25 protein-coding genes, 1 tRNA gene and 1 pseudogene are annotated in these 24,017 nt (G+C 65.2%); 17 read left to right on the top strand and 10 right to left on the bottom strand.

The features are described 5' to 3' along the window. The 3 genes and pseudogenes from EN738_RS09955 to EN738_RS09945 all read right to left on the bottom strand — a co-directional run. Positions 1-347, bottom strand: a pseudogene (locus EN738_RS09955) (ABC transporter permease); the annotation flags it as partial. Between the two features lies 1 nt (position 348). Continuing rightward, positions 349-1,488, bottom strand: coding sequence for an ABC transporter permease (locus EN738_RS09950; RefSeq protein ID WP_127283529.1), 1,140 nt, complete (start codon positions 1,486-1,488; stop codon positions 349-351). Then, positions 1,485-3,017, bottom strand: a complete 1,533-nt coding sequence (locus EN738_RS09945; RefSeq protein ID WP_127283528.1) for an ABC transporter ATP-binding protein — start codon at positions 3,015-3,017, stop codon at positions 1,485-1,487. Before EN738_RS09945 ends, EN738_RS09950 begins: the two co-directional genes overlap by 4 nt. Positions 3,018-3,226: 209 nt before the next feature. Between EN738_RS09945 and EN738_RS09940 the strand changes: the two genes are divergently transcribed. After that, on the top strand, positions 3,227-3,433 hold the full coding sequence (locus tag EN738_RS09940; RefSeq protein ID WP_187331332.1) for a SlyX family protein: 207 nt from the start codon (positions 3,227-3,229) through the stop codon (positions 3,431-3,433). Between the two features lie 15 nt (positions 3,434-3,448). Next, positions 3,449-3,886: a hypothetical protein gene (locus EN738_RS09935; protein ID WP_127283527.1), complete on the top strand. Its 438-nt coding sequence runs from the start codon at positions 3,449-3,451 to the stop codon at positions 3,884-3,886. Positions 3,887-4,021: 135 nt separating this feature from the next. Here the strand turns inward: EN738_RS09935 and EN738_RS09930 are convergent, their stop codons facing one another. The 3 genes from EN738_RS09930 to EN738_RS09920 form a co-directional block, all read right to left on the bottom strand. Beyond that, on the bottom strand, positions 4,022-5,011 hold the full coding sequence (locus EN738_RS09930) for a BMP family ABC transporter substrate-binding protein (protein ID WP_127283526.1): 990 nt from the start codon (positions 5,009-5,011) through the stop codon (positions 4,022-4,024). Between the two features lie 231 nt (positions 5,012-5,242). After that, a complete protein-coding gene (locus tag EN738_RS09925) occupies positions 5,243-5,566 on the bottom strand; it encodes a hypothetical protein (RefSeq protein WP_127283525.1) in 324 nt (107 codons plus the stop codon). 123 nt (positions 5,567-5,689) lie between these two features. After that, positions 5,690-6,388, bottom strand: coding sequence for a hypothetical protein (locus tag EN738_RS09920; RefSeq protein WP_245478365.1), 699 nt, complete (start codon positions 6,386-6,388; stop codon positions 5,690-5,692). A 371-nt stretch (positions 6,389-6,759) separates the two neighbouring features. On the opposite strand from EN738_RS09920, the gene EN738_RS09915 reads away from it, so the two are divergent. The 3 genes from EN738_RS09915 (at position 6,760) to EN738_RS09905 (ending at position 9,792) form a co-directional block, all read left to right on the top strand. Further along, positions 6,760-6,849, top strand: a tRNA-Ser gene (locus EN738_RS09915). A 428-nt stretch (positions 6,850-7,277) separates the two neighbouring features. Then, on the top strand, positions 7,278-8,648 hold the full coding sequence (locus EN738_RS09910) for a glycosyl hydrolase (RefSeq protein ID WP_127283523.1): 1,371 nt from the start codon (positions 7,278-7,280) through the stop codon (positions 8,646-8,648). A gap of 124 nt (positions 8,649-8,772) precedes the next feature. Beyond that, complete coding sequence (locus tag EN738_RS09905) at positions 8,773-9,792, top strand: LLM class flavin-dependent oxidoreductase (RefSeq protein WP_127283522.1); 1,020 nt, start codon at positions 8,773-8,775, stop codon at positions 9,790-9,792. 31 nt (positions 9,793-9,823) lie between these two features. Here EN738_RS09905 and EN738_RS09900 read toward each other — a convergent pair whose 3' ends face one another. Then, positions 9,824-10,261 carry a CBS domain-containing protein gene (locus tag EN738_RS09900; RefSeq protein WP_127283521.1) on the bottom strand — a complete coding sequence of 146 codons (438 nt, stop codon included), beginning with the start codon at positions 10,259-10,261 and terminating at the stop codon, positions 9,824-9,826. Positions 10,262-10,465: 204 nt separating this feature from the next. On the opposite strand from EN738_RS09900, the gene EN738_RS09895 reads away from it, so the two are divergent. Continuing rightward, positions 10,466-10,849, top strand: a complete 384-nt coding sequence (locus tag EN738_RS09895) for a hypothetical protein (protein ID WP_245494469.1) — start codon at positions 10,466-10,468, stop codon at positions 10,847-10,849. 160 nt (positions 10,850-11,009) lie between these two features. On the opposite strand, the gene EN738_RS09890 is transcribed toward EN738_RS09895, so the two are convergent. Then, positions 11,010-11,444, bottom strand: a complete 435-nt coding sequence (locus tag EN738_RS09890) for a hypothetical protein (RefSeq protein ID WP_127283530.1) — start codon at positions 11,442-11,444, stop codon at positions 11,010-11,012. 244 nt (positions 11,445-11,688) lie between these two features. Here EN738_RS09890 and EN738_RS35400 point away from each other — a divergent pair, with 244 nt between their 5' ends. The 3 genes from EN738_RS35400 (at position 11,689) to EN738_RS09880 (ending at position 12,540) form a co-directional block, all read left to right on the top strand. Next, a complete protein-coding gene (locus EN738_RS35400) occupies positions 11,689-11,862 on the top strand; it encodes a hypothetical protein (RefSeq protein WP_187331323.1) in 174 nt (57 codons plus the stop codon). A gap of 148 nt (positions 11,863-12,010) precedes the next feature. Continuing rightward, complete coding sequence (locus tag EN738_RS09885) at positions 12,011-12,241, top strand: hypothetical protein (RefSeq protein WP_127283519.1); 231 nt, start codon at positions 12,011-12,013, stop codon at positions 12,239-12,241. A 110-nt stretch (positions 12,242-12,351) separates the two neighbouring features. Then, positions 12,352-12,540 (top strand): DUF3606 domain-containing protein, encoded by a 189-nt coding sequence (locus EN738_RS09880; RefSeq protein WP_126058336.1) that lies wholly within the window; start codon positions 12,352-12,354, stop codon positions 12,538-12,540. Between the two features lie 47 nt (positions 12,541-12,587). Here EN738_RS09880 and EN738_RS09875 read toward each other — a convergent pair whose 3' ends face one another. Continuing rightward, positions 12,588-13,073 (bottom strand): hypothetical protein, encoded by a 486-nt coding sequence (locus EN738_RS09875; protein WP_127283518.1) that lies wholly within the window; start codon positions 13,071-13,073, stop codon positions 12,588-12,590. A 190-nt stretch (positions 13,074-13,263) separates the two neighbouring features. Here EN738_RS09875 and EN738_RS09870 point away from each other — a divergent pair, with 190 nt between their 5' ends. Further along, a complete protein-coding gene (locus EN738_RS09870; protein ID WP_127283517.1) occupies positions 13,264-13,629 on the top strand; it encodes a RidA family protein in 366 nt (121 codons plus the stop codon). Between the two features lie 31 nt (positions 13,630-13,660). Then, a complete protein-coding gene (locus EN738_RS09865; RefSeq protein WP_127283516.1) occupies positions 13,661-14,884 on the top strand; it encodes an amidohydrolase/deacetylase family metallohydrolase in 1,224 nt (407 codons plus the stop codon). Between the two features lie 217 nt (positions 14,885-15,101). Here the strand turns inward: EN738_RS09865 and EN738_RS09860 are convergent, their stop codons facing one another. Continuing rightward, positions 15,102-16,889 (bottom strand): NAD(P)/FAD-dependent oxidoreductase, encoded by a 1,788-nt coding sequence (locus EN738_RS09860; RefSeq protein WP_127283515.1) that lies wholly within the window; start codon positions 16,887-16,889, stop codon positions 15,102-15,104. A gap of 429 nt (positions 16,890-17,318) precedes the next feature. Here EN738_RS09860 and EN738_RS09855 point away from each other — a divergent pair, with 429 nt between their 5' ends. The 6 genes from EN738_RS09855 to EN738_RS09830 all read left to right on the top strand — a co-directional run. Continuing rightward, positions 17,319-17,408, top strand: coding sequence for a K(+)-transporting ATPase subunit F (locus tag EN738_RS09855; protein WP_126058331.1), 90 nt, complete (start codon positions 17,319-17,321; stop codon positions 17,406-17,408). Between the two features lie 34 nt (positions 17,409-17,442). Further along, on the top strand, positions 17,443-19,146 hold the full coding sequence (gene kdpA / locus EN738_RS09850; protein WP_127283514.1) for a potassium-transporting ATPase subunit KdpA: 1,704 nt from the start codon (positions 17,443-17,445) through the stop codon (positions 19,144-19,146). Positions 19,147-19,153: 7 nt separating this feature from the next. After that, positions 19,154-19,363: a hypothetical protein gene (locus EN738_RS09845; protein WP_127283513.1), complete on the top strand. Its 210-nt coding sequence runs from the start codon at positions 19,154-19,156 to the stop codon at positions 19,361-19,363. Further along, positions 19,360-21,453 (top strand): potassium-transporting ATPase subunit KdpB, encoded by a 2,094-nt coding sequence (kdpB, locus tag EN738_RS09840; protein WP_127283512.1) that lies wholly within the window; start codon positions 19,360-19,362, stop codon positions 21,451-21,453. The genes EN738_RS09845 and kdpB overlap by 4 nt, the downstream gene beginning before the upstream one ends. Positions 21,454-21,464: 11 nt before the next feature. Next, positions 21,465-22,034, top strand: a complete 570-nt coding sequence (gene kdpC / locus EN738_RS09835; protein WP_127283511.1) for a potassium-transporting ATPase subunit KdpC — start codon at positions 21,465-21,467, stop codon at positions 22,032-22,034. Between the two features lie 67 nt (positions 22,035-22,101). Next, a partial coding sequence (locus EN738_RS09830; protein WP_145966835.1) for a sensor histidine kinase KdpD occupies positions 22,102-24,017 on the top strand: 1,916 nt, incomplete at its 3' end.

The following is a 24,017-nucleotide window of genomic DNA, read 5'->3' as shown; positions in this document are numbered from 1 at the left end:
TGCTGGAACCAGTGCTGGCCGAGCATGATGGTCGAGCCGGCGGCGATGAAATTGATCGCCACGCCGGACACGATCTGGTTGCCGCGATGGGTGATCGAGGCAAAGCCGTGCACCATGGCGAAGGCGACCGAGATCAGGATGGCCGTGCCGAGGCCGAGCAGGGCCGAATGCAGCACCGAGGCGGCCGCCGCGCCGGCGAAGGCGCCGACCAGCATCTTGCCCTCGAGCCCGATATCGAAGACGCCGGCGCGCTCCGAATAGAGCCCGGCGAGGCAGGCCAGCAACAGCGGCACCGACAGGCGGATGGTCGAGTCGAGTATCTGAACAATGGCGATGAAGAAATCCATCTCAGGCGCCCTTCCCCTTGACCGCTTCGATGCCGACCGTCTTCGGACTGATCGACGCGAACAGCGCCTGGATATAGGGCCGGAACATGTGTTCGAGCGCGCCGGCGAACAGGATGACCAGGCCCTGGATGATGACGATCATGTCGCGCGAGATCGCCGGCATCTCGAAGGCGAGTTCGGCGCCGCCTTGGTAGAGCATGCCGAACAGGATCGCCGCCAGCACGATGCCGACCGGATGCAGGCGTCCCATCAGCGCCACCGCGATGCCGACGAAACCGGCGCCGGAGACGAAATCGAGCGCGACATTGTGCTGGTCGCCCATGGTCGGATTGAGCGCCATCATGCCGGCCAGCGCGCCCGAGATCATCATCGCGATGATGACGATGCGCGTTTCGGAGATGCCGGCATAGCGCGCCGCCTTCGCGCTGTGGCCATAGGTGCGCATCTCGTAGCCGAGCCTGGTGCGCCAGATCAGCAGCCAGACCAGGAACGCCATCAGCAGCGCCAGGAGGAAGCAGACGTTGAGCGGCGCCGAGCGGATCTTGGCGCCGAACAGCTCGATCACCCAGCTGAGCTTCGGCAATTGCGCGCCGTCGAGGAAGGTGCGCGTCTGCGGCGCCATCGAGCCGAGCGGCTTCAGAAAGCCGACCAGCGCATAGACCATGACGCTGGCGGCGATGAAGTTGAACATGATGGTGGTGATGACGATGTGCGAGCCGCGCCTGGCCTGCAGATAGGCCGGGATCAGCGCCCACAGCGCCCCCATCGCCGCCGCGGCAACGATCGCCAGCGGAAAGGTCAGCCACCATGGCAGCACGCTGTCGAAGGCGAGGCACACGACGCCGATGCCGAGCCCGGCTATGTAGCCCTGGCCCTCGCCGCCGATGTTGAACAGGCCGCAATGCGCCGCGACCGCCACCGAAAGCCCGCTGAAGATGAAGGTGGTGGCGTAGAACAGCGTGAACGCTATGCCCGTCCCCTTGCCGAAGGCGCCCTGCACCAGGATGACCGCGGCGCGGAACGGATTCTCCCCGACCAGGACCACCACGAAGCCGGCGACGACAAAGGCAACGAACAGGTTGATCACCGGGATCAGGCCGTAGTCGGCCCAGGCCGGAAGTTTTGCGTAAGGCGTGCTCATTGCGCGGCCTCCCGCTGCTCGACCCCGGCCATCAGCAGGCCGAGTTCCCCTTCTGTCGCTTCCGGACCGCGCTCGCCGACGATGCGGCCGGCGAACATCACCAGGATGCGGTCGGACAGCGAACGGATCTCGTCGAGCTCGACCGACACCACCAGCACCGCCTTGCCCTGGTCGCGCATGGCGATCAGCCGCTTGTGGATGAATTCGATGGCGCCGACATCGACGCCGCGCGTCGGCTGGCCGACGATCAGCACGCCCGGATCCTGCTCCATCTCCCTGGCCAGCACGATCTTCTGCTGGTTGCCGCCGGAGAAATTGGCCGTCTTCAGCCGGCAGTCGGCGGGACGGATGTCGTATTTGGCGATCTTGTCCTTGGCGTCGTTGCGGATGGCGTCGATGTCGAGCAGCGGCCCCTTCAGATAGCGCTCGTCGTCGTGGTAGCCGAGGATCGAGTTCTCGTTCTCCTCGAAGGCGAGCACCAGCCCGACATGGTGGCGGTCCTCCGGCACGTGGGCGAGGCCGCGGTCGCGCAGTTCGCCGGGATCGGCCTTGCCGGTGAGATCGATCGGCTTGCCGTCGAGCATGACCGAGCCGGAGACGGCATGGCGGATGCCGGAAATCGCCTCGAGCAGTTCGGATTGGCCATTGCCGGCCACGCCGGCGATGCCGACGATCTCGCCGGCGCGCAGGTCGAAGGAAATGTCGTCGACCATGGTGACGCCGCGCTGGTCCTTCACCGTCAGGTTCTTGACCGCGAGCTTCACGGCGCCGGCTTCCGCTTCGCCCTTCTCGACCCTGAGCAGCACGCGGCGTCCGACCATCAGTTCGGCGAGTTCGCCGACCGTGGTCTCCTTCGTCACCCTGGTCGCCACCATCGTGCCCTGGCGCATCACCGAGACGGTGTCGGTGATGGCCATGATCTCGCGCAGCTTGTGGGTGATCAGCACCACCGTCTTGCCCTGCTCCTTCAGCTGCTTGAGGATGCGGAACAGGTGGTCGGCCTCCGCTGGCGTCAAGACGCCGGTCGGCTCGTCGAGGATCAGGATCTCGGCGCCGCGATAGAGCGCCTTGAGGATTTCGACGCGCTGCTGCAGGCCGACGGGCAGTTCTTCGATGATCGCGTCGGGATCGACCTCCAGTCCGTATTCGCGCTCCAGCCGTTCCAGCTCGGAACGCGCCTTGGCGATGCTGCGCTTCAAGAGCGCATCGCTCTCGGCGCCAAGGATGACGTTCTCCAGCACCGAGAAATTGTCGACCAGCATGAAATGCTGGTGCACCATGCCGATGCCGAGCGCGATGGCGTCGTTCGGCGTCTTGATCGACGCCGGCTGGCCGCCGACTCGGATCTCGCCGCTGTCGGCCTGGTAGAAGCCGTAGAGGATCGACATCAGCGTCGACTTGCCGGCACCGTTCTCGCCGACGATGCCGTGGATGGTGCCGCGCGCGACCTCCAGATTGATGTCGCGGTTGGCGCGCACGGCGCCAAAACTCTTGTTGATGCCGATCAGTTCGATTGCGGCTTGCGCCATGCAGCCTGTCCCACTCTTATTTTTTATCGCTTGGTCAAAACGCCTAGCATGCTGCCCCGCCCCTGCCAATCGGCCGGGGGGTTGTCCACTCTCGACAAATCCCCGCGTGCTTGTCAATTTCGAAGGTGGCCGGGACCTTCACATTCGCTAATGTGGGGAACGCGACGGACGCATCGCCTGTGAGCGCAACAGACCGGGGTTTTGAAATGATCATGCCTGCCGACCGGCTGACGACGCTGGAAATCCGCGCCGCCGAGCAGGAAAAGACCATCGAGGAACTGTCAGGCCAGATCGCCGAGCAGTGGAAGGTGATCGAGCGGATGGAACGCAAGCTCAGCGCGCTTACCGACCGCTTCCTGGCCCTGGAGGAGCAGGCCGCGTCCGACGTGCCGGTCACCAAGCCGCCGCATTGGTGAGGGAGGGACAGCCGCATGGCCAGTGAAAGCGACCGCATCGCCCGCGCCGGCGACTATGTCTTCGGCCTGATGAACGACGTCGAGCGCCGGCGCGCCGAACGCGATTTGGAAATCGACCCCGCCTTCCGCGACGCGGTGCTGCGCCTGGCCGAGCGCATGCGCGCCTTCGACCCCGCCGCGCCGGCGGACGGCGCGACCGACAAGCGCTGGGACCTGGTCACCCGGCGCATCGCCGAATTGCCGCAGATGCGGCTTGCCGGCGTTGGTGGCGGCGACAGCGGCGAGGAAGCGGGGCCAACGATGATCCGCAGGCTGGAGCGCCCGCCCTATGGCGTCGGCCTGCACGCCCTTGGCGGCCGGCGCGGATTTGCCATCGCCATGGCGCTGGTGGCCGCCTTCGCGCTCGGCTATCTCACCGGTGCATGGTCTGCCGACGGCATGCTTGTGCCCTAGAGCAATTCCAGGAAAAGTGTGAAACGGTTTCCGTCCGCAATTGCGTCAAAACAAACACTTAGGACGCCGGCGGCGGCAAAAAAGTAACCGCCGGGCTTTCACCCGGCGGTCCGCATTGCTGAAGATCAGAGCCGATCAATACGGGCAGGCATTGTCCGACATGTAGTCGTGCACCTTGACGGTGCCGGCGATGATGTCGGCCTTGGCTTTTTCGACCGCCGTCTTCATGGCATCGTCGACGAGCGCCTTGTTGTTGTCGTCCATGGCGTAGTCGACGCCGCCTTCCTTGAGGCCGAGGTCGTTGATGCCGGCGGTGAACTTGTCATTCTTGGCATCCATGAAGGTGTTGTAGACGGCAACGTCGACGCGCTTGACCATCGAGGTCAGCACCTTGCCGGGCTGCAGCCCGTTCTGGTTGGAATCGACGCCGATGCCGAGCTTTCCGGAATCGGCGGCCGCCTGCAGCACGCCGACGCCGGTGCCGCCGGCCGCGGCGTAGATCACATCGGCGCCCTGGTCGATCTGCGTCTTGGCGATCTCGCCGCCCTTGGCCGGATCGTTCCAGGCGGCGGGCGTGTCGCCGGTCATGTTCTGGATGACATCGGTCGCGCCGGCCGACTTGGCGCCGCCGACATAGCCGCAGCCGAACTTGCGGATCAGCGGGATGTCCATGCCGCCGATGAAGCCGACCTTCTTGGACTTCGAGGCCATCGCCGCCATCACGCCGACGAGGTAAGAGCCTTCCTGCTCCTTGTAGACGACGGAGCGGACGTTGGGCTTGTCGACGACCATGTCGATGATGGCAAACTTGGTGTCGGGGAATTCGGTGGCGATCTTGTCCAGCGCGTCCGCCCAGGAGAAGCCGGCCATGACGATCGGATTGCGGCCGTCCTCGGCGAAGCGGCGCAGTGCCTGCTCGCGCTGGGTGGCATTCGAGACCTCGAATTCCACATAGGCGATGCCGGTCTCGGTCTTGAACTTCTCGGCGCCGTTAAAGGATGCCTCGTTGAACGACTTGTCGAACTTGCCGCCGAGATCATAGAGGATCGCCGGCTGGATATCCGCGGCGAAAGCCGGAAGAACCATTGCGGTTGCGGCCAGAAGGCCAAGAACGATACGTTTCATGTGATCCACACCCTGTCGGTTATTTTTCCGTTACGCACCGCCTGACAGCCCGGTTCTCCGGCGGGCAGACGGCGTCTGGCAGGAAGTATGCCCCTCCCGCTCGCGGCCAATCTGGCACGGCCCGAAACAAAATTCACGCGGAATTTTGACCTTTTGGAAAAGCATGGCGCCGGCATGCGGCGCGGCGCATCATCCGTTCTTCGGCGGCCCTTGGGGCCGGCGCGGACGACGTCAGGTGGCGGCGAACTCGCCGCCCCGCCGCTGCCGCCGGTAGCCGATGGCGTAGAACAGGAAGGCCACCACAGCGAGCACCGCGAAACCGGGCTGGGCGAGCACCCAGGCGATGACGCCATCCCACAGCAGCGGGCTGGCCTTGTCGCGCACGTAGGTCTCGAAGGCCGCGCGGGTGTCTGGCGATACCGCCAGCCAGCTCGTGTTGAGCGGCGTCATGACCAGCGCAGAGGCCGCCACCGAGCGCGTCGCGTCGACCACCGCCATGATCACCGAAACCGAAAGCGCGACCATCGCCGCGAGACGAAAGATGAAGCGTAGCATCGAGACCATCCTCCCTCGGGACGAGGTGCCAAGCCCATCGCGAGAGCCTGGGGCATCGTCCCTTCCCCGTCGCAGAGATAGAGCGTGCGCGCCTTGCCGGCAATCGCGACACGCGAATTTGAGCTATGCCGCCGGCTTGCGTTTGCGGTTGACGCGCCAGACCGCGAACAGCCCGCCGGCGATGGCGCCGGCGATCAGGCCGGCCAGCCCGATGAACACGGCGAAATAGCCGCAGGCGCCCTCGAAGCAGCTCATATCGGTGGCATCCGCGATCAGCGAGCCGGCGGCAAAGCCGGCGCAGGCGCCGATCGCCGCGCCAAGGATGATGCCGAGCAAGGCCGCGACCACGGAAACCAGCACCGACGGCCGTTCGGTTTCCGCATTGGCATAGACCGCATCGGCGCCGGCGCCGCGGCGCAGCAGATAGAGGCAAAGCAGGCCGATGGCGATTTCGCCGCCGGTGAAGACGAGGCTCCTCGCCGAGAAGACGAAGTCGGGCGTGAGCAGCACATAGGCCTGCCGCGCCAAGAGCCAAAGGATGGTCGCAACCTGCCAGATGGTGAAATGGCGCGGGAAGCGCGCCGAGCGGCTGAAGGCGAGGCCGAGCAGGTAAAGCCCCCACAATATGGTGACGATGCCCGCGATCAGGCCGCCATAGATGAGGAAGAAGACGCTTTCCGGCAGGCTGGGTTCGCCGATCAGCCGCCATGTCGACATCAGGCCGTAGACCGACATGGCCATGACGATGACGAGCCACGCCACGGGCACGTAGGACAGCCCGCTATCCGGCCGCGCCGCCGGCTCCTGGTTGGTCGAAGTCATCTCCGGACTGAGCCCCCGCAAAGCCTTGTATCGACAAGGACAGCGGACGGATGGCGAAGTCAAGCAACGACAGGCTGTGACACCCGGCCTGTGCACATCATTCGGCCCGCCGGGAGCCTGGCGAAGCCGCGGCCGGGGCCTAGCGAGCGATCCCTTATGCGGCAAAGCCGACAAAGCGCCATTATGGCTTGGCATTCGCCGCGGGATCGACTAGATGAGCCCCGCGCCTGCTGCTTCGACGCTGCAGGTGCGGGGAAGGAGTGCCCGCCGGTTGAGGGCGCTCGAGGTGCGGAAATACCGCCCGAAAATTCCCAAGGGACCGCATATCCCCAACCCGCGCGGCAAAACCGGCCGGCGCGCCATGCAAGGACGGAGAGGTGGCCGAGTGGTTGAAGGCGCACGCCTGGAAAGTGTGTTTACGGGAAACCGTAACGCGGGTTCGAATCCCGCTCTCTCCGCCATCACTGCAGCAGGCCACTAGAGCCCTGAAAATCAGACATTTTGGTTCGCAACGCGGAGTGGACCGGCTGGCGCAAGGCGAAAGTGTGAAACCACCGCCTTGGACCGACGGCGTCATTTCTCCACCACCGGAATTGCCACTCCCTCGTGGGCCGCTGCCACCTCGATCATCACCTCTTTGGCCACCTCGCAAAGCCTGGCTGTCACGATGGCACCGCCGGCCGGTCACGCCCCCAAAAAGGATGACGGCCACCCGCACTTAGCCTTAATTGAGGAACTGCCGATGCGGCTGTAACTTCGCTGGCGCGGGACCTCCAGCACTGGCTGGTTCAAGCTTAGGTCCGCACCCGACTGCGGATGTACCAGCGACGGCGGGAGCAGCGCACGCGCGCAGACCCTACTCTTCCCGGAGAGGCTTGAAGTCCAGGCGATGATCGTCCCTTCCAAAATGCTTCGCTCCCTCGTCGGCGGGTGTCTGGCGCTGGCTGTGGTGCTCATATCGCCTCACCATTCGCTTGCAGCGCCCAAAACCGCCGTTGCGACGAACGACTTTCTCAATAGCATCGGGGTCGTCAGCACATTCCCCGATCGAGGCCAGCCGTTGGCCAGGACGATCGAAATGGTCCGCTATTGCGGCTTTCGATGGGTCAGGGCGGGAATAGAAGGTTTGAGCGACGAGGGTCCCACAACCATCCAGACCTTTCTTGATCTGCATCGTGAAACCGGCGCGCGTCTGAATTGGGGATTGGTCAGTGGCGGGACCGATGTGAAAAAGCTGGTTGAAACAGGCAGAGTGCTTGCCGAAGCCGGCGCGCTGCTTGCGTTCGAGGGCAACAACGAGCCGAACAACTGGGGTGTCACCTATCAGGGAGAGAGCGGCGGCGGTACGGAGGCTTCGTGGATGGCCGTCGCAAAGCTTCAGCGCGATCTTTACCAGGCCGTCAAAAGTGATCCGGTGCTCGCGAAATATCCCGTCTGGTCGATCTCGGAACCCGGCGCGCAGCGAGACAATGTCGGCCTTCAGTTCCTTACGATCCCGCCCGACGCCCAAACCCGGATGCCAGACGGCACGAAGTATGCCGACTACGCCAATTTGCACAACTACATCTATCACTCGCATTCGCCATATCCGGCGGACAACAAGACGTGGCACGCTGCAGATCCAACCGCCGCATCCAGAGTGGACGGGCTATTCGGCAATTTCGGCGTCACCTGGGGCAGAGGATTTCAGGGCTACACCCAGGAGCAACTCAATACGCTGCCGCGTGTCACGACCGAGACCGGGGTTGCGATCGGAGGTAGCGTCACCGAACAAATGCATGGCTTGAATTTGATGAGCATGTACCTCGCGCAGTTCAAGCGCGGCTACGCCTATACATCGGTCTATCTGTTGCGGGACCGTACCGACGAAGACGGCAACCAATCCTTCGGCTTCTTCAAACCCGATTATTCACCCCGCAAGGCCGCGATCTACCTTCACAACCTCACGACGATTTTGGCGGACAAGGGTACCCTCGCCAAACCCGGCCAGCTCGACTTCACGATCGCGGACCAACCCGAGACCGTGCACGAGCTGCTCCTGCAACGCAGCGACGGCACATTCCAACTTATCGTGTGGGACGAACGATTGAGCGGTCAGGACGATGTGACGGTCCAGTTTGGCGACACACGCGCGTCGGTGACAACCTACGATCCAACAATTGGCGTTGAGCCTGTCCAAACACTGAGCAACGTGCGTTCGCTCGAAATTACGCTCAGCGACCATCCGATTGTCATCGCGCTTTCACCCAGCATGCAATGATGGAGCCGTCTGTGCGAGCGTCACGCGCTTGCGAAGGAACCAGCGGCCACCTTGCGGCGATACCGCGTGAAACCCTATATGCGATCGCATTCTGCCCAATCCTCCACCCGCATCCGGTAATCCCATGAAGAAAATTGGCTTTCTGTCGTTCGGGCATTGGTCGCCGTCGCCGCAGTCGGGGACGCGCTCGGCGGCCGATGCGCTGCTGCAGTCGATCGACCTTGCGGTCGCCGCCGAGGAGCTGGGCGCCGATGGCGCCTATTTCCGCGTCCACCACTTTGCCCGCCAGCTCGCCTCGCCCTTCCCGCTGCTGGCCGCTGCCGGCGCCAAAACCAGCCGTATCGAGCTCGGCACTGCGGTCATCGACATGCGCTACGAGAACCCGCTCTACATGGTCGAGGACGCGGGCGCCGCCGACCTGATCGCCGGCGGCCGGCTGCAGCTCGGCATCAGCCGCGGTTCGCCGGAGCAGGTGATCGATGGCTGGCGCTATTTCGGCTATGTGCCCGAGGAGGGCAAGAGCGACGCCGACATGGCCAGGCGCCATGCCGAGGTCTTCCTCGAGGTACTGCGCGGCCACGGCTTTGCCCAGCCCAATCCGCGGCCGATGTTCCCCAACCCGCCCGGCCTGCTGCGCCTGGAACCTTTGTCAGAGGGCCTGCGCGACAGGATCTGGTGGGGTGCGGCCACCAACGCCACGGCGGAATGGGCGGCCAAGCTTGGCATGAACCTGCAGAGCTCGACGCTGAAGTTCGACGAGGGCGGCCAGCCGCTGCATATCCAGCAGGCCGAGCAGATCCGCGCCTTCCGCAAGGCATGGGCCGAGGCCGGCCATAGCCGCGAGCCGCGCGTCTCGGTCAGCCGCAGCATCTTCGCGCTGGTCAACGACATGGACCGCGCCTATTTCGGCAACAGCGAAGGCGAGGATCATTTCGGCTATATCGAGCCCGAAAAGCGCGCTGTCTTCGGCCGCACCTATGCCGCCGAGCCGGACGTACTCATCGAACAACTAAAGGCGGACGAGGCGATCGCCGAGGCCGACACGCTGCTTCTCACCGTGCCCAACCAGCTCGGCGTCGCCTACAATGCGCATGTGATCGAGGCGATCCTCAAATTCGTCGCGCCAGCCCTCGGCTGGCGCTGAGGGCTCGCTTTAGACGCGCTGGCGTGATCCGTCAGTGCGCGGTCTGTGAATGCTCGCCGCCCGGCTGTGAAATGCCGCCAAGCGCCTCGCCGGCCCATGCCGCGTTGCTGCTGGTGGCGAGGTCGCCGAGCGAAATGATGCCGACCAGCCGGTGGTCGCGGCTGAGGACCGGCATCCGCCGAAGCTTCAGGTCACCCATGTTGCGCAGGATGTCGTCCACTTCCTGGTCGTCGAAGCAATATTTCACCTCCGCGCTCATCACCTCCCTTATCTTCGTATCCGGGCCTTTGCCTTCCGCGACGCCGCGAACGGCAATGTCGCGATCGGTGATCATTCCGACCAGCCGGTCGTTCTCGCCGACGGGCAAGACACCGGCGTCGAGATCGGCCATGGCCCGAGCCGCGTCCCGCAAGGTCTGGTCGGGACTGGCGACCCGAACGGCCTGCGTCATGCAATCCCTGATTTTCATGGTTCTCTCCTCACGTTGCAGCGCCCCTCGCCAATGGGTGATCTGGAAAAATGAACGCCTGTCCGAAACGTTCCATCTCGGCCTGATGGCGCCGCCGGGTGGCGGCCCCGCTCTGGTGCCTTCCTCATTCGGGAACCATCGGTCCGCGGATTGGTTGTGTCGCAAGGACACCACCCCAAAAGAACGGAAGGAAAGACGATGCGGATGTTGACGGCGATCGTCGCGCTCTCTGCGCTCGCCCTGTCCCAGCCGGCCTCGGCGCAACTTGCCGACCCGCAGCAGAACCTGCCCCCGGCACAGCAGGCGCTGCCGGATCAGCCGGCGCCCGACCAGAACCTCTCCGGACAGGATTTCACCAACATCGCCCTCGTCGCGGTGGAGGACCTGCCGGCGGAACTCAAGCAGCAGGCGGAAGCCGTGATCACCGAGACCAGCGCCGACGAGCTGCTGGAGCTGCAGCGTTCCGTCGATGCCTCGCCGCAGGCATTGTCCGTGTTGCAGGCCAACGGGCTCAACTCCTCGCAAGTCGTCGCGGCCAACATCGACGGCGACGGCACGCTGACGCTGATCATCCAGACAACGACTTGACCGGCGCGCCGGGCGACGGACCCGATCGTCGCTCGCTCGGCTGCAAGGGCGCCCGGCCGCGCAGGACCCTTTCGGTCTGAACGTCGCTCCATCCACGATGAAAGCGGTCCGGTTCGAGGTCGAACCGGAGCCGCTTCAAGTCGGCGGCCTCACCACCCTGTCAGTGGATGAACAAGGCTCTCAGCCAGGCGAAGACGCCCGATCCGGGAGAGATTGCCGCGCGCACGCGGGAGGCAGTCCATCTGGCCGGCAACGACGCGCCGACATGGCAATGGCAGACGATCTCGTGCAGCTGCCAGTCGCTCAGCTCGAAGAAGCGCCTGGCTTCGCCGTAGGTGTCATCGGCCAGGCCTTGCGCGCGAAAGATCGGATCCTCGAAGGCGACATCGATCGGAGATCCGGCGCAGCGCATTTTGTCACGCAGGTCGGGCGCCGTGTACTCGGTGCCAGTGAGCGCCACGAGGCGCCGATCGAGATTTTGTTCCAGTAGTTTCGCCCAGCGTTCGAGGCGTTGGGCTCGGGTTGCGAAGAGAGACGTTGCTTCGGCATGAACGTCGGCAACGGCATTGAGTTGGTCCACGGTTTGGTGTTTCACGGCCGCCTCCTGTTTCAGCAGATGACCCAACCCCTGAAGTGGAATTATGGCGCCGCCGATGGTCGGCAAGACCCGGAACGGGCCGCGTCGTGAATCATTTTCGGGGGCGGCGTGACCGCATGCCGCGGCCGGCGCGCAGAGGTCAGTCGGAACCATGCGCGGGGCGCAGCCGTTCTGCCCGCATCACCCGAACGTCGAGCCTGAACGAACGCGCCTGAGACACCGAGCGCAGGGACAACACAGGATGGCAATTCTTCCCAATCCCGATCCCACGCCCACTCCGATGCCAACGCCGCCGCCGCTTCCCGAACCGGAGCCGATGCGCGAGCCGGAACCGGAGCGGCTTCCGGACGAAGACCCGGTTCCCAACCCGGACGAAAACGACGCGCCGCCCAAGCACACCATCGGTTGCTCGTGACAGCGGCGTAGTTGCGGATCATCGAGGACAGGGTAGGCAATGGCGGCAGGCTGTCGCCAGTGACACTGGTCGGACCACCATTTCGCTGGCGCCGGCCGGCCTTTGGCGTATCATTGTCCGTGTGAGGGTTCATGGCAGGAGGAGGCCAATGACCATCGTGCCGAAAGTGGCAGCCATCGACCCGACGGCAGAAGAACTTGTTTCCTCTGCGCTTTCGAGATTCCGCGCCGGCGATACCGTATCGACCCGGGCGGCGATCGACGCCATCCGTCGCATCGGTCCGGCTTGCGACGACAGCGACGACCATCTGGTCGAGCTGATCCTGATGGCGGCAATTGGTAAGACCATGGGCGTGGTTTTCGACCACCGGACACATTAAGGCCCGAGCCTGCTTGCTCCTTGCGCATCCCTGCGCTCGCGTTGAATCCCAGGGTCCGGGAACCCCACCCGACCCTCTTCGTTATCTCGTGTTGAACGAGGAACGCAGTCATGGCCGACGACAAGACGAAGACCGACAACCGCGACCGTTCGCAAGTGGCCGGCGACGAGGACTACGAGGTCAGGCATTTCGCCGAGGAAGCCGGCATCACGCCGGAACAGGCCCGCACGCTCATCAAGCGGCACGGCACCGACCGCAAGGTGCTGCACGAGATCGCCGAGAGCATCAAAGGGCAGTAGGCCGAAGGCTTCAGCTGCAGCCTAAGGCCGAAGGCGTCAGCTGCGGCCTAGCTTCCCAGCGGATGCGGCATGTAGCCGACAAAACCCGTTATCTTCCAGCGGCCGCCCGCCTTCGAGCAGAAATAGAGCGTCTGCCATTTCAGCCTGTCGACGCTGCCGTCCGCCTTGGTGACCGAACCGTTGAACTTCTTGTGCAGCACCGCGCGATCGCCGTCGACGTCGATGTCGCGCATGTTGGTGACACGGAACAGCGCCTCGCGCAGCGGCTCGGCGAATGCCGTCGCCGCGGTCTCCTTCGCCTGGCGCAGCCATTCGTCGCGATAGGCGACAAGCGTCGGAAACTGCAGCCGCCAGGCGTCCGCGTCGTTGAGGAAATGCGCATGCATGCCGAAGAAACTTTCGGCGACGAAATCGTCCTCGACCATCGACCAGTCCTGCGAGAGAAAGGCATCGATGTCGCGCCGCACCAGCATTTCCCACAGCGCGTGGCGATCGGCGTCACCGGCCGGAAACGGGTTCTTGTCGAAGGTCATTTTTCTTTCTCCTGGGTCGCGGCCGGCATGGCGGCGCAAGATGCTGGCCTGCCTGTAAAAAAGCAACATCCATCGCTAAGAATGTTGCTTTCCAACAGCGGGCACTAGGAGGATCGCGTCGATAGGGGTAGAGGGTCGGCAACGGCGGGACCAGCAACCGTCCTGCCATGTCTGAACAGGAGGCTATTCCTTGCCCAAGCAGTGTTTCGGAACGTCCCATGTGCCGCTTTCGCCAGCCGTCCGCGCCGGCGATTTCGTCTATGTCTCGGGCCAGGTGCCGGTCGGCAGCGACGGCATGGTGGTCAAGGGTGGCATCGTCGAGCAGACCGAGCAGGTGCTTCAGAACATCAAGGCGGCCCTGGCGCTTGCCGGCTGCACCATGGACGATGTCGTCAAGACGACGGTGTGGCTGGAGGACGCGCGCGACTTCGGCACCTTCAACACCGTCTATGCCAGGCATTTCCCCAAGGATCCGCCGGCCCGCACCACGGTCGAGTCGCGACTGATGATCGACATCAAGATCGAGGTCGAAGCCGTCGCCTACCGACCGCTCTGACACCACAACGAACAAGCCGGAGGTTGGCCCGATGCAATTCGATCTCCTGATCAAGGGCGGCCGTGTCATCGATCCGGCTTCCGGACTCGATGCGCCGCGCGACCTTGCCATCGCCGATGGCCATGTCGCCGCGATCGAGGCCGCCATCGATGCCGAGCACGCAACGCAGGTCATCGATGCGCGGGATTGCCTCGTCACGCCGGGACTGATCGACCTGCACAGCCACGTCTATTGGGGCGGCACCTCGCTCGGTGTCGACGCCGACCGGCTGGCGGCGAAGAGCGGCACCACCACCTTCATCGACGCCGGCAGCGCCGGCGCGGGCAATTTCCTCGGCTTCCGCCGTCACGTCATCGAGCGCTCGAGGGTCCGCATCCTCGCCTACGTCAACATCTCCTTCGCCGGCATCTTCGGCTTCTCGCAGACGGTGTCGGTCGGCGAGTGCAGCGATCTGCGGCTCTGCGAGCCGCGCGAGACGGTCGCCGCGGTGCGCGAGCACGCCGATGTCGTCGTCGGCGTCAAGGTGCGCTCCGGCAAGCATGCCGGCGGCACCAGCGGCATCGCCCCGGTCGACCTGGCCCTGGAGGCGGCCGATCAGGCCGGCCTGCCGCTGATGGCGCATATTGACGAGCCGCCGCCCGGCCGCTCCGAAGTGCTGCCCCGGCTGCGCCGCGGCGACATCCTCACCCACTGCTTCCGCCCCTTCCCCAACGCGCCGGTCTTCGCCTCGGGCGCGGTGCGCCCGGACATGCGGCTGGCGCGCGAGCGCGGCGTCATCTTCGACATCGGCCACGGAATGGGCTCCTTCGACTTCGAAGTCGCGAAGGCGATGCTCGGCGAGGGACTTGCGCCTGACGTCATCTCGAGCGACGTGCATCTCTACTGCGTCGACGGCCCCGCCTTCGACATCCTCGTCTGCATGTCGAAGCTGATGGCGCTCGGCATGCCGCTTACCGAAGTTCTGCGCGCAGCGACGCAGCGGCCGGCCGAGGCGATCGCCAGGCCGGAGCTTGGCACGCTCAAGGTCGGCGGCATCGGCGACGTCGCGGTTCTGCAACAGCAAGCCGGCCGCTTCACCTTCGTCGACGCGGTCGGCGCCGCGTTGGTCGCCGATCAGCGGCTGGTCTCAGAAGGCATCGTCATCGGCGGCACATGGTGGCCGAACGACGCCGGCGACCAAAATGAGACCGAACGCTTCGAGCCGCATGCGCATCACACGCATGTGGAAGTAGCGTCCAGGCATTTTGGAAAGTGATTGGCCAATCTCCCCCCACGTGAGGGGAGATGCCCGGGTTACGGTGGCGGCACGTTTGGCGAATGGCTTCCCCCACTCCGTCGCTGCTTCGCAGCGCCACCTCCCCCCCTCCGGAGGGAGAGGAAGGGCGCGCCAGGGTTGGCGAATTCGCGCCTTTCCTCTCCCCGTCGATCGGGGGAGAGGTGGCGAGCGAAGCTCGACGGAGTGGGGGTCGACCTTACCCGGCGTTGCTCGGCTCGCCATAAACCGGCGTCGCAATCCCCTCCATCCGCGCCTTGATCTGCATCGCCACGAACTTCGAATAGAAGCGCGACAGCGCGAGGTTGCCGCCGTGGAACCATAGCGCCTCCTGCGCCGTCGGCTTCCACATGTTGCGCAACTCGCCTTGCCACGGTCCGGGGTCGCCCTTGACACCCGACCCGAGGCCCCAGCACGGACCGACCTTGTCGGCGACCTCGCGCGAAACGATCTGCGCCACCGTCTCGTTCATCGATTGGAAGCCGGTGCTGCAAACGATTGCATCGACGGCAAGCTCGCTGCCGTCCTCGAACAGGATGCCGCTCGGTGTCAGCGACTTGATGCCGACGCCGCTCTTGACCGCGATCTCGCCGTTCAGGATCAACTCGCAGGCGCCGACATCGATGTAGAAGCCGGAGCCGGTGCGGTAGGCCTTCATCAATAGCCCCGTCTCGTCCTCGCCAAAATCGATGGCGAAGCCCGAGGCTTGAAGGCGATCATAGAAGTCCGCGTCGCGTTTCCGGATGACATCGTAAAGCGCCCGCTGGCCCTTGGGCACCAGGGCGAAGGGTGTCGAGGCGACGATCATGTCGGCCTTGTCGGTGGTGATGCCGCGCGCCAGTGCCTTCTCGGAAAAAATCTCGAAGCCGACCTCCATCAACGTGTCGGACTTCACCACCGTGGTCGGCGAGCGCTGGACCATGGTCACCTTGGCGCCGCTCTCCCAGAGGTCGACGCTGACATCATGGCCCGAGCTTGCGGCGCCGATGACCGCGACCCGCTTGCCGCGGAACTTCTCGCCGCTGGCATACTGGCTGGAATGCAGGACCTCGCCCTTGAAGGCCTCGGCGCCCGGCAGGTCGATCCGCCGCGGCGGCCCGTAGGCGCCGGTGGCGAAGACGATGTGCTTGGGCTTCAGCGTGATGCGCTGGCCGACGCGGTCGACGACGACCGTCCAGACCTGTTCGGCCTCGTCATAGGCGGCGCTGACGCATTTGGTGGCGACCCAGTAGTTGAGCTCCATCACCCGGGCATACATTTCCAGCCAGTCGCCCATCTTGTCCTTGGGCGTGAACACCGGCCAGTTCTCCGGGAACGGAATGTAGGGCAGATGGTCGTACCAGACCGGATCGTGCAGCACGAGCGAGCGATAGCGGTTGCGCCAGGAATCGCCGGCGCGCGCATTCCTCTCGATGATGAGCGCGGGAACGCCGAGCTGCCTCAGCCTGGCGCCCAGCATGATGCCGCCCTGGCCGCCGCCGATGACAAGGCAATAGGGCTGCTCCCTGACACCGAGGTCGCGTGCCTCGCGTGCCCGCGCCTCCGCCCAGGTCTCGCGATCGGGATCGGCCTTGTGGCGGATGCCGAGCGGCCGCGCCGGACCCCTTTGCTCCTCGAACCCCTTGAGTTCGCTCATCGCCGTGAACAGGCTCCGGCAGCGACCATCCTTGAGGCGCAGGATCCCCTCGCCCCTGGCAACGACCGTCTCGAAGCTGAACCAGGCCTCGATGATGCCATCGTCGACGCTCGCGTCGCCGGTGAGGCTCCATCGCGACGGCCGTGCCGTCGCGAGCGTCGCCTCCAGCATGTCGCGGATCGCCGCCCGGCCCTCCATGGTCTTGATGTTCCATGTGAAGGTGAGCAGGTCGCGCCAGTAGCAGTCCTCGACGAACAGATTGGCCACCGCCTCGATGTCGCCGGCTTCGAGCGTGCGGGCGAAGGAACCGAGCCAGGTGGCCGCCTGCTGCGATGGTGCGATGTCGAGCATTTCTTGTCCTTCCTCGGAATATCGACCGCGCGCCGCCAAGCCTGGGGCCACGCAGAATGTGCCTCGAGACTATTGATAATCCGGCGGGGCCAGCCTGCAAGTGCCCCGCGGGACAGTGAGAGGCAGTGCCGCCTGTCGGTCCGAAATCTTTATGGGATTCCTATTTCTTTCCTGTCCGCCCCGTCTCGAACCTTTATGGCCTTCCGATCCATATTCCCGGGGGCAAGCACCCCGTAGCGGCTTCCGCATTGCAGTCGCGGCGGTGTCTTGTGCCGCTCTGACCCTGCCGACCGCGGGCAGGCCGAAGCCAACCGGAAATAAGGACCACGCGCGATGGACGTCATCGTTATCGGGATAGGCGTTTTGTTCTTCGCCCTATCCTTCGCCTACATCAAAGCCTGCGACATTCTCTGAGCGAAAGGTCCGAAAATGCTTCTCGACTATTTCCTCGGGGGTGGCGTGACCTTGTTCCTGCTCGTCTACCTGACATACGCCCTCGTTCGCCCGGAACGCTTCTGACCGCATCTGGCGCAAGGCACGGAAAGCTATTCTCATGACTCTCAACGGTTGGATACAGATCCTCGTCTATTGCGGGATCGTCGTTTTGCTGGTGAAGCCGCTCGGCGGCTACATGTACCGGGTCTTCAATGGCGAGCGCACCTTGCTATCGCCGGTCTTCGGCCCGGTCGAACGCGGGCTCTATCGCATTTCGGGAACCAGCGAGCGCGAGGAGCAGCACTGGACCACCTATGCGGCCGGCATCATGGTCTTCAGCCTGGCGAGCTTCCTGCTGCTTTATGCCCTTCAGCGGCTGCAGGGCGTGCTGCCCTACAACCCCGCCGGCATGACGGCCGTCGAGCAAAACCTCGCCTTCAACACCGCCGCCAGCTTCGTCACCAACACCAACTGGCAGAACTATGGCGGCGAAAGCACCATGTCCTACCTGGTGCAGATGGTCGGCCTTACCGTGCAGAACTTCGTCTCGGCGGCCGTCGGCATCGCGATCGCGGTGGCGCTGATGCGCGGCTTCGCCCGCGCCTCGTCAAAGTCGATCGGCAGTTTCTGGGTCGATGTGACCCGCTGCACGCTCTACATCCTGCTGCCGCTCTGCGTCCCGCTCACCCTCGTCTATGTCTGGCTGGGCATGCCGCAGACGCTTGGCCCCTATGTCGACGCCACCACGCTCGAGGGCGCCAGGCAGACGCTCGCCCTCGGCCCCGTCGCCTCGCAAGTCGCCATCAAGATGCTCGGCACCAATGGCGGCGGCTTCTTCAACGCCAACGCCGCGCATCCTTTCGAGAACCCCGACGCGATCTCCAACCTGATCCAGATGGTGACCATCTTCGCGTTGGGCGCGGCGCTGACCAACGTCTTCGGCCGCATGGTCGGCAACCAGCGCCAGGGCTGGGCGATCCTCGCCGCCATGGGCGCGCTGTTCGTCGCCGGAGTCGCCGTCTGCTACTGGGCGGAAGCATCGGGCAATCCGCTGGTCCATGCGCTCGGCATCGACGGCGGCAATATGGAAGGCAAGGAGACGCGCTTCGGCATCGCGGCGTCGGCGCTGTTTGCCGTCATCACCACGGCCGCCTCCTGCGGCGCGGTCAACGCCATGCATGACTCCTTCACCGCCATCGGCGGCCTGATCCCGATCCTCAACATGCAGCTCGGCGAGGTCATCGTCGGCGGCGTCGGCGCCGGCTTCTACGGCATCCTGATGTTCATCGTCGTCACCGTCTTCGTCGCCGGCCTGATGGTCGGCCGCACGCCTGAATATCTCGGCAAGAAGATCGAGGCCAAGGAGGTCAAGATGGCGATGCTCGCCATCCTCTGCCTGCCGCTGGCGATGCTGATCTTCACGGCCATCGCAGTCGTGCTGCCGAGCGCCGTCGCCTCGATGGGCAATGGCGGTCCGCACGGCTTCTCCGAGGTCCTCTACGCCTACACGTCCGCCGCTGCCAACAACGGCTCGGCCTTTGGCGGCCTCACCGGCAACACGCCCTGGTACAACATCACGCTCGGCATCGGCATGCTGATGGGCCGCTTCCTGGTCATCATCCCGGCGCTGGCCATCGCCGGCTCGCTGGTGGCAAAGAAGACGGTGCCCGCGTCGGCCGGCACCTTCCCCACCGACGGCCCGCTGTTCGTCGGCCTGCTGGTCGGCGTCATCCTGATCGTCGTCGGCCTCACCTTCTTCCCGGCGCTGGCGATCGGACCGATCGTCGAGCACCTGGCCATGATCCATGGGCAGACCTTCTGAAACCACCATGTCCTGGTTCACCTACATGCGTCGCAAGGTCAGGCCCCGAGCTGAAAATGAGGGGGAGGCAACTCCCCGTCCCTTCCCGACCATATCCACCTTCCTCGGCCTGGCAGTGGTCATGATCGTGATCTGGCTGCTGGTCTACGGGCCGCCCTTTTCGGCATCCGACCGCTCGGCGTCGTCCAACACCATCGATACTGGAGCCTCAAAATGAGCCAGTCCAAATCCGCCAGCATCATCGATGCCCGCATCCTGTGGCCCGCCATGGGCGGCGCCTTCCGGAAGCTCGACCCGCGCACGCTGGTCAGGAACCCGGCGATGTTCGTCGTCGCCGTCGTCTCGCTGCTCACCACCGTGCTGTTCGTCAGGGACCTGCTCACCGGCGGCGGCGATCGCGGCTTCACACTGCAGATCATCATCTGGCTGTGGTTCACCGTGCTGTTCGCCAACTTCGCCGAAGCCGTCGCCGAAGGCCGCGGCAAGGCGCAGGCCGACTCGCTACGCAAGGCGCGCACCGAGACCCAGGCCAAGCTGCTCGCCGGCGAGGACCGCGCCAAGTTCAAGCTGGTGCCCGGCACCAGCCTCAAGGTCGGCGACATCGTGCTGGTCGAGGCCGGCGACATCATCCCCTCCGACGGCGAGGTGATCGAAGGCGTCGCCTCCGTAAACGAAGCGGCGATCACCGGCGAATCCGCACCGGTCATCCGCGAATCCGGCGGCGACCGCTCGGCCGTCACCGGCGGCACGCAGGTGCTGTCGGACTGGATCCGCGTGCGCATCACCGCAGCCTCCGGCCATACCTTCCTCGACCGCATGATCTCGCTGGTCGAGGGCGCAGAACGCCAGAAGACGCCGAACGAGATCGCACTCAACATCCTGCTCGTCGGCATGACGCTGATCTTCGTGCTGGCCACCGCCACCATTCCGAGCTTCGCCTCCTATTCGGGTGGCTACATACCGGTGACGGTGCTGGTCGCGCTCTTCGTGACGCTGATCCCGACGACGATCGGCGCGCTGCTCTCAGCCATCGGCATCGCCGGCATGGACCGCCTGGTGCGCTTCAACGTGCTGGCCATGTCCGGCCGCGCCGTCGAGGCCGCCGGCGACGTCGACACGCTGCTCCTCGACAAGACCGGCACGATCACGCTGGGCAACCGCCAGGCGACGGAGTTCCGTCCGGTCAAGGGCGTCACCGAGCAGGAGCTGGCCGACGCCGCGCAGCTCGCCTCGCTGGCCGACGAGACGCCGGAGGGCCGCTCGATCGTCGTGCTGGCCAAGGAGAAATACGCCATCCGCGCCCGCGACATGGCAACGCTGCACGCGACCTTCGTGCCGTTCGCAGCGCAGACCCGTATGAGCGGCGTCGACATCGACGGCTCGTCGGTGCGCAAGGGCGCCGTCGATTCCGTGCTCGCCCATGTCAATCAGTCGCCCGTCGCCGCCAACGCGACGCGGCCGAGCACCGAAACGATCCGGGATCTGCAGGCGATCGCCGACGAGGTCGCCAAGTCCGGCGGCACGCCGCTGGCGGTCGAGCGCGACGGGCGCCTGCTCGGCATCGTCCACCTGAAGGACATCGTCAAGGGCGGCATCCGCGAGCGTTTCGCCGAATTGCGCAAGATGGGCATCCGCACCGTGATGATCACCGGCGACAACCCGATGACGGCGGCGGCGATCGCCGCGGAGGCAGGCGTCGACGACTTCCTCGCCCAGGCGACGCCCGAGGACAAGCTGAAGCTGATCCGCGACGAGCAGGCCAAGGGCAAGTTGGTCGCCATGTGCGGCGACGGCACCAACGATGCGCCGGCGCTCGCCCAGGCCGATGTCGGCGTCGCCATGAACACCGGCACGGTGGCCGCGCGTGAAGCGGGCAACATGGTGGACCTGGATTCCGACCCGACCAAGCTGATCGAGATAGTCGAGATCGGCAAGGCGCTGTTGATGACGCGCGGCTCGCTGACCACCTTCTCCATCGCCAACGATGTGGCCAAGTACTTCGCCATCATCCCGGCGATGTTCGCGGTCTTCTACGTCGCGCCGGGCCAGACCGCCGGCCCGCTGCAGGCGCTCAACATCATGCATCTGGCGACGCCGCAGAGCGCCATCCTGTCGGCCATCATCTTCAACGCGCTGATCATCATCGCCCTGATCCCGCTGTCGTTGAGGGGCGTCAAATACCGCGCCGTCGGCGCCGGCGCGCTGCTCAGCCGCAATCTCCTCGTCTACGGCCTTGGCGGCGTCATCGTCCCCTTCCTCGGCATCAAGGCGATCGACATGGCCGTCACCGCGCTCGGCCTCGCATAAGGATCATCTCCATGCTCAAGCAAATCAGACCCGCGATCGTCATGATCGTCTTCTTCACCATCCTCACCGGCCTGGTCTACCCGATCGGCATGACCGGGATCGCCCAGGGGCTGTTTCCGCGCCAGGCCAATGGCAGCCTGGTCGAGAAGGACGGCAAGGTCATCGGCTCCGAACTGATCGGCCAGGCCTTTGCCAGCGACCGCTATTTCCACGGCCGCCCCTCCGCCGCCGGCGACGGCTACAATGCCGCCGCCTCCGGCGGCTCCAACCTCGGTCCGACCAACCTCAAGCTGATTGACCGCATCAAGGGCGACGCCGACAAGCTGAAGGCGGAAAATCCGGGCCAGCCGGTGCCGATGGATCTGGTGACGACCTCGGGCAGCGGCCTCGATCCGCACATCAGCCCCGAAGCCGCCTATTTCCAGATTGCCCGCGTCGCCAAGGCAAGGGACATCAGCGAAGCCAAGCTCAAGGCGCTTGTCGATAGCCATATCGAGGACCGCGAGCTCGGCGTCTTCGGCGAGCCGGTCGTCAACGTGCTGGCGCTCAACCTCGCTCTGGACGACGCCACGAAACCGTGAATGGCGGCGCCGGGGATCGACAGCATACCCGGCGCCATCCATGTTTAGGAGCCAGACCCAGGATCAGATGCCGGACGACAGAAGCAACGAAACCAGACCCTCTCCCGACGCGCTGCTCGAGCAGGCGGAACGGGAGGAGCGCGGCCGCCTGCGGATTTTCCTCGGCGCCGCGCCCGGCGTCGGCAAGACCTACGAGATGCTAATGGCCGGCCGCGCCCGGCTGGCCGACGGCATGGACGTAGTGATCGGCATCGTCGAGACGCACGGCCGCAAGGAGACCCAGGCGCTGGTCGAAGGCTATGAGTTGATCCCGCGCCGCCAGGTCGACTACAAGGGCCGCGTCCTCGACGAGATGGACATCGACGCCATCCTTGCCCGCCGCCCGGCGCTGGTGCTCGTCGACGAGCTCGCCCACACCAACGCTCCCGGCAGCCGCCATCCCAAGCGCTATCTCGACGTCCAGGAGATCCTGACGCACGGCATCGACGTCTACACCACGCTCAACATCCAGCATGTCGAAAGCCTGAACGATGTTGTGGCGCAGATCACCCGCGTCAGGGTCCGCGAGACGGTCCCCGATTCCGTCATCGACCAGGCCGACGACATCGAGATCATCGATCTCACGCCGGACGACCTGATCAAGCGGCTGGAGGAAGGCAAGGTCTATTTCCCCAACACCGCCCAGCGCGCCATCGAGAACTATTTCTCGCCGGGCAATCTGACGGCGCTGCGCGAGCTGGCGCTGCGCCGCACCGCCCAGCGCGTCGACGAGCAATTGCTGAACCACATGCAGTCGCACGCCATCCCGGGGCCGTGGGCGGCGGGCGAAAGGGTGCTCGTCTGCGTCGATGCGCGCCCTGGCGGCGCTGCCCGCATCCGCTATGCGCGCCGGCTGGCCGACCGGCTTCGCGCCCCCTGGACGGCGCTGCATGTCGACACGCCGCGCTCGGCCGGCATGAGCGAAGACCACAAGGACCGGCTGGCGGCGAACCTGCGCCTCGCCGAGCAGCTCGGCGCCGAGGTCACCACCATTCCGGGCCAGTACATCGCGCAGGACATTGTTCGCCATGCCAAGGCGAACAACTTCACCCATATCGTCATCGGCAGGCCGACCCGCTCGCGCTGGCGGGAATTGATCGAGGGCTCGCTCACCTACGATCTCATCCGCGATGCTGGCGACATCAGCGTCCACGTCATTTCGGGAACGGAGCAGGCCAGCGAGGCGGTGCCGAAGACTGTCGGCACGGCAGCCGAGCAGAAGCCCTTCGAGATCTGGCCCTATCTGTTTGCCACGGCCTATGTCGCCGGCTCGCTCGCCTTCGGCGCGGTCCTCGACCAGTTTCTCGACGTCCGCAATCTCGCCATCGTCTTTCTCGTAGCGGTGCTTGCGTCGGCCGTGACCGGCGGGCTCTGGCCGGCACTCTACGCCTGCCTGGTCAGTGCCCTGGCGTTCAACTTCTTTTTCCTCGAACCGCGCTACACGCTGACGATCCGGGATCCCGAGAGCATTGTCGCGCTTGCCATCTTCCTCGTCGTCGCCGTCATCGCCAGCAACCTGACCGCGCGCGTGCAGCGCCAGGCGATCGCCGCCCGCTCGCGGGCGCGCGCCACGGAGGACCTCTATCAGTTTTCAAGGAAGCTCGCCGGCGCCGGCACGCTGGACGACGTGTTGTGGGCGACCGCCTTCCAGATCGCGCTGATGCTGAAGCTGCGCGTCGTCCTGCTGCTGCCCGAGAACGGAACGATCACCGTCAAGGCTGGCTATCCGCCCGACGACACGCTGGCCGAGGCCGACATCGCGGCCGCCCGCTGGGCCTGGGAGCACAACCGCGCCGCCGGACGCGGCGCCGACACGCTGCCCGGCGCCAAGCGCCTTTACCTGCCGCTGCGGACTGGCCGCACGGCGATCGGCGTCGTCGGCCTCGACGACGACAGGCAGGGTCCGCTGCTGACGCCCGAGCAGCAACGCCTGCTCGATGCGCT

It is taken from the genome of Mesorhizobium sp. M4B.F.Ca.ET.017.02.2.1 (assembly GCF_003998955.1).
GTDB classification, from domain to species: domain Bacteria; phylum Pseudomonadota; class Alphaproteobacteria; order Rhizobiales; family Rhizobiaceae; genus Mesorhizobium; species Mesorhizobium abyssinicae.
This window is presented reverse-complemented; position numbering and strand designations above follow the sequence as displayed.